Annotated in this window: 1 protein-coding gene; it reads right to left on the bottom strand. The window is 31.6% G+C overall.

Going from position 1 to position 531, the window contains the following annotated elements:
* On the bottom strand, nt 1–480 hold a 480-nt coding region (locus KH400_RS20910), incomplete at its 3' end, for a MarR family winged helix-turn-helix transcriptional regulator (protein ID WP_217227940.1).
* Between the last annotated feature and the right edge of the window lie 51 nt (nt 481–531).

The following is a 531-nucleotide window of genomic DNA, read 5'->3' on the forward strand; positions in this document are numbered from 1 at the left end:
TGATTTAACAACAAATTCACTGAATTGCTCTCCGACTAGTTCATTACTCATTAATGTTAAAACCTCCATTAGTTTAGATTGATCATCTTTTGAAATTTTATCGATAAGATGAACAATCTGTAAATCTGAGTTCGCAACATTATCATCTAGAAAGTTTTTAACAACTTTTCTTCCTTCTTCTGTTAAAGTAACTTCTTTCGTTCGTGCATCATTTCCACTATTCACGACAACTAAACCTGATTCTTTTAATTTTATTAATTGCCTAAATATATTCGATATGTTGGTTTGAGCTAAATAGGTAAGATCTGACATTCTTAAGTTTGAATCAAAATATAAAATCCAAAGAATACGAAAACCAGGGAACGTCAAGTTTCTTTTTTCTACTTGTCTTCGTATGTCCTTTTCAATTTCAAAATTAAGCCCCCGTATCAGCGCAAATAGTGAATAACTATTTGCAAATTGTTCTTTCCATTTGTTCATCTATCTCCCCCCTACCAGAAACGACCATCCATAAAACGATCCAATAAATAC

This window comes from Desertibacillus haloalkaliphilus (assembly GCF_019039105.1).
Lineage (GTDB): Bacteria > Bacillota > Bacilli > Bacillales > KJ1-10-99 > Desertibacillus > Desertibacillus haloalkaliphilus.